This window comes from Tissierellales bacterium, assembly GCA_035301805.1.
In the GTDB taxonomy this organism is placed as follows: Bacteria; Bacillota; Clostridia; order Tissierellales; family DATGTQ01; genus DATGTQ01.
In genome coordinates, this window is record DATGTQ010000247.1 from 1 (window position 1) to 4975 (window position 4975).

Below are 4975 nucleotides of genomic sequence, written 5' to 3' on the forward strand. Positions count from 1 at the left end.
ATATGGAGTAGAAGTAACTTTTGTTGACACCACTGACCCAGAAAATGTAAGGAAAGCTATGAAAGAAAATACCAAGGTAGTTTATTTAGAAACTCCAGCTAATCCAACATTAAAAATAACGGATATTGAAACCGTGGCAAAAATTGCTCATGAAAAGGAAGATTGTGTAGTTATGGTTGATAATACTTTTAGTACTCCTTATTTACAAAAGCCTTTAGAACTAGGTGCAGATGTAATAGTACATTCAGCCACTAAGTATTTAAATGGTCATGGTGATCTTATAGCAGGTTTTGTTTGCGGAAATGAAGAATATATAAATAATGTAAGATTTTTTGGTGTAAAGGATATGACTGGGGCTTGTTTAGGAGCTTTTGAAGCTTATTTAATTATTAGAGGACTAAAAACTTTAGAACTTAGAATGGATAGACATTGTGAAAACGCTTTAAAGGTAGCTAAGTTTTTAGAAGAGCATCCAATTGTTGAAAAAGTTTATTACCCAGGACTTGAAAGTTTTTCCCAATATGAATTGGCAAAGAAACAAATGAGATTACCAGGAGCTATGATTTCTTTTGAAATTAAAGGTGGTATAGAAGAAGGTAAAAAGATAATGAATACTGTTAAACTTTGTACTTTAGCTGTTAGTTTAGGAGATGCAGAAACATTGATTCAACACCCAGCATCCATGACCCATTCACCTTATACTGATGAAGAAAGAGAAGCTTGTGGTATATCTAATGGATTAATAAGGTTATCTATAGGATTAGAAACTGCAGAAGATATAGTTGAAGATTTAAAAATGGCTTTAGATAGTATAATGTAGTAGCTTTAAATTAGTTGAACCTTGCTATTCTTATGATAAGAGTTTAAATTATCATATATTATTAATAAAATTTGACCCATGAGGATGGGGGAATAATGTAATTATATATTTACATTAAAACATCTTTTGGCCTTGGGTCAAAAGATGTTTTTAGTTCTATTTAATTTTAGGAGGGGAAAAATGAGAAAAAATACAAAACAAAAAATAATACTTTCATTAGTTTTAGTCCTAGTAATGTCTGCAGTAGTCTCTTGCACTAAAAATGAAGAAATGAAGAACTCAATTAAAGATGTTCAAAAAACTGAGGAGCCAATATCTATTGACTTAGAAATTATTGAAGCAATAGATGAAGCAATTAAATGGAAAATAAAAGAAGACGAAATTGGAGAATGGGAGATTATAAGTATTCAAAGAGATATGATGAACATTCCAGTTGTTGAAGAAGATAAAAAGGATACTTCAAGTATCCAAAAAAACAAAATAGACATTCAAAAAATTCATAAAGATAGAATGAATATTCTAGAAAGTTATTTAGATGAATTTAAGAAAGTTGTAGAGGAAAATAAAGGTGAATTTGAAGATGTTAATGATTATTCAAGACTATTACTTACAGCAACGGCCTTAGGATTAGATGGAAAGGATGTTTTGGGTTATAATTTCGTAGAAAAAATATATAGTGATGGAAACTTAGTAGGGGAATTTACTAGTACTGCAGCCTATGGACTAATTGCTTTAGATAGTAAAGGGTATTCTATACCAGAAGGTGAAAATTGGACTAGACAAGAAATAGTAGAATGGCTTTTAAGTATTCAAAATGAAGATGGTGGCTTTGGCTATGAAGAAGGTGCAGACAGCGATGTTGATATGACTGCTATGGTGCTTCAATCCTTATCAAATTATCAAGATAAAGAAGATGTAAAAGAGGCTACTGATAAAGCTTTAAACTATATTTCTGAAAATCAAGAAGAGGATGGAGGGTTTATAACTTGGGATGAAGATACTTCTGAAACAGTATCTCAAACAATTATAGCATTGACTAGCTTAGGTATAGATCCAAAGGAAGATGAAAGATTTATAAAGGAAGGTAATTTAGTAGATAAGTTAGTGTCCTTTAAGGAAGAGGACGGTGGATTTCTTCACACCTATGGAGAAGGAAATGAGTCAGATGGATTTGCTACAGAACAGGCATTAAGGGGACTAGTTGCCTACAATAGATTTACGCAAGGTAGAAGACACTACTATGACATGGATGATGTTGAATAATAAAAATAAACTTAGGAGAGATATATTATGATAAATAATAGGAAAAGGCTTTTCTTTCTATTGGCTATTTTAATGCTTTCATATATGTTTGTGGGTTGTAATGAGAAAAAAGAAGATATTTCCGTTACAATTTCTATTGAAGGTCCAGAGGATGTTGGTATAATACTTGAAACAACAACGGTTAATGTTGAAGAAGGTGAAACTGTAATAAATTTACTTAAAAATATAGCAAAAGATAATAAAATACATTTAGATTTTACTGGCAGTAAAAGTACTGCTTACGTGAAGGGTATTGATAATATATATGAGTTTGATAAGGGTTCAGAAAGTGGATGGACATATAAGGTAAATAATGAAGTACAAAATGTTAGTGCTGGTTCTTATAAATTAAAAGATGGAGATAGTATTGAATGGATTTATCTTATAGAACTAGGAAATTAATTTTAAAATTGATGAAATAGTTAATAACATAACAATACTTACTTTCAATTGTATAAGATGGTATAATAACCATAGAGGAGAAATATATTATATAGATATTTATTCTTTACATAAGGTGGTATTATGCCAAATAAAAAAAGAATCTTTTTAATGATCTTTGTAGTAGGTTTTGCATCTCTATTATTTATAGATTTTTATTTACCAAACTTTAAATTTTCTTTTGCTGGAATCGTTGTTCCTATTTTTCTATATATCTATAAAGATGTTAATAGTATTTTTATAGGCAGTATTTCTGCTATATCTTTATGTCTCTTTAGAATAATCTTCTATATTTTAGCAGGCGGAAGTTTAGGAAACATACTTATTGCTAATTCACCTGAAGCAATTTTTTATATTATATATGGAGTTATATTTTGCATATCTAAAAGACAAACTACTTTGACAATGGGCTCTCTTTTCTTTATATTCTTTTTTAGTGATTATTTTTCTAATATGGTAGAAATCTACATAAGAATAGGAAGTAAACTTTTCACGTCAGATTTAAAAATCGTTAAAGCTCTCATATTAGTAGCCTTTATTAGAGCTGGAGTTGCTTGGTTAATAATATTAGGATTGCAATACTATAAAATGTTTCTAGTTAAGGCGGAACATGAAGAGAGATATAAAAAGCTTTTATCTATAAGTTCTGGATTAAAGATGGAAGTATATTGGATGAGAAAAAATATGGATGATATAGAAAAAGTAATGACTAATGCCTATAGTCTTTTCATTAAAATTAAGGATGATGAAGAAAAGGAAAGTTGGGCTGGAGACTCATTAGAAATAGCCAAAGATGTTCATGATATAAAAAAAGAATATGAATTAGTAGTTAGGGGTATTGAAACAATATTAGCTGATAGATTAGATAATCAAGAGATCCGTTTTTATGAACTTATGGATATATTAAAGGATAGTATGAATACAGAAATTAAATATAAAAATAAGGATATTTCACTAAATTTTCAATTAGGGGAAAATTTTTATACGGGGAAACATTATCAATTAATGTCTATATTTAGAAATATTATTATGAATTCTATAGCTGCCATTGAAGAAAAGGGGAGTATTAAATTTAAGCATTATAAAAAGGATAATAACCACATTTTTGAAGTATCAGACAATGGAAGTGGAATAAAGGAAGAAGATCTAAATAGAATTTTCTCACCTGGTTTTTCCACTAAGGTGGACTATGCTACTGGACAAATCAATAGAGGATTAGGGCTTAGTATAGTAAAAGATTTAGTGGAGGTCTATTTAAAGGGGAGGATTAGTGTGGAATCCAAAGAAAATAAAGGGACTCTATTTTGTATAACTATTCCTTCACAGGAATTGGAGGCTATATAAAATGAAAATATTTATTTTAGACGATGATGAAAATGTAATAAGGATATTAAAGAAGATAGTATATGATAGAAAATTAGGATTAGTAATAGGACATACAACAGATGGGGATAAAGGTTTAAAAGAAATTAAAAGATTAAAGCCCGATTTAGTATTAATAGATCTACTTATGCCTGAAACTGATGGATTGACGATTATAAAAACCATTAAAAAGGAATACCCTCAAATTGAATTTATAATGATTTCTCAAGTGTCTTCTAAAGATATGGTAGCTAAGGCTTATAAATATGGTGTTGAATATTATATATATAAACCAATTAATGCTTTGGAAGTTGAAAGTATTATAAGGAAGGTTATAGAAAGAATAGATATAGATAGAACTTTGTTAAAAATACAATCTTTATTTAATAAAAAACAAATCCATGAAAATGAAAGGGATGTTGACAGGTTTTGTGAAGACTGTATAAAAAAAGTCCTACATAGACTAGGGGTTGCTGGGGAGAAGGGGAATCAAGATATAATAGAAGTGACAAGATATATTATAGACAATAATATTAATATTACAGAAATAACTATACGGGAGCTTTGCAGTAATTTTTCTGAGAACCCAGGTTCAATGGAACAACGCATGAGAAGGACCATATCTTTGGCTATGAATAATATTGCTAGTTTAGGAATTGAAGATTATATGAATGATATTTTTGTAGAATATTCTAGTAGTCTATTTAATTTTGAGCAAGTTCGAAGGGAAATGGATTACATAAGAGGGAAATCTAATAAAGGTGGATCAATTAATATGAAAAAGTTTTTAATGGGCATTATTACATATTGTGAAAATATAAACTTTTAGAAGATTCGAATAATTTAAAAATGGTTTTGTATTAATTTGATTTTTTTTGTATTCATCTTTATATACTCTATCTAAATAATTATTTAGACCAGCTATTAAATGTCAAGATGTAATTTAATTTATTTTGCCCTAGTGATTTTAGAATTTCCGTCAGAACCCGTCAAGGGAAAAACACCCTTGACAGAACCTGCCATAAATTCTTATGTAAAAATGGGCAAAAC

5 protein-coding genes are annotated in these 4975 nt (G+C 29.2%); all 5 read left to right on the forward strand.

What is annotated here, in order from left to right; translation table 11 throughout:
• Positions 1-820, forward strand: an 820-nt coding sequence (locus VK071_12245) for an aminotransferase class V-fold PLP-dependent enzyme (GenBank protein ID HLR36081.1), incomplete at its 5' end; no start/stop codon positions are given.
• Positions 821-1000: 180 nt separating this feature from the next.
• Positions 1001-2083 carry a prenyltransferase/squalene oxidase repeat-containing protein gene (locus VK071_12250; protein HLR36082.1) on the forward strand — a complete coding sequence of 361 codons (1083 nt, stop codon included), beginning with the start codon at positions 1001-1003 and terminating at the stop codon, positions 2081-2083.
• Between the two features lie 27 nt (positions 2084-2110).
• Positions 2111-2524 carry a DUF4430 domain-containing protein gene (locus tag VK071_12255; GenBank protein ID HLR36083.1) on the forward strand — a complete coding sequence of 138 codons (414 nt, stop codon included), beginning with the start codon at positions 2111-2113 and terminating at the stop codon, positions 2522-2524.
• A 123-nt stretch (positions 2525-2647) separates the two neighbouring features.
• Positions 2648-3907, forward strand: a complete 1260-nt coding sequence (locus VK071_12260) for an ATP-binding protein (GenBank protein ID HLR36084.1) — start codon at positions 2648-2650, stop codon at positions 3905-3907.
• Between the two features lies 1 nt (position 3908).
• The gene (locus tag VK071_12265; GenBank protein HLR36085.1) at positions 3909-4754 is read left to right on the forward strand and encodes a response regulator; all 846 of its coding nucleotides are present in this window, start codon (positions 3909-3911) and stop codon (positions 4752-4754) included.
• Positions 4755-4975 lie beyond the last annotated feature (221 nt).

Excerpts from the sequence above, each read along its gene's own strand:
- VK071_12250 (HLR36082.1), top strand. The coding sequence starts at position 1,001 with ATGAGAAAAAATACAAAACAAAAAATAATACTTTCATTAGTTTTAGTC.
- VK071_12265 (HLR36085.1), top strand. The coding sequence starts at position 3,909 with ATGAAAATATTTATTTTAGACGATGATGAAAATGTAATAAGGATATTA.
- VK071_12260 (HLR36084.1), top strand. The coding sequence starts at position 2,648 with ATGCCAAATAAAAAAAGAATCTTTTTAATGATCTTTGTAGTAGGTTTT.
- VK071_12255 (HLR36083.1), top strand. The coding sequence starts at position 2,111 with ATGATAAATAATAGGAAAAGGCTTTTCTTTCTATTGGCTATTTTAATG.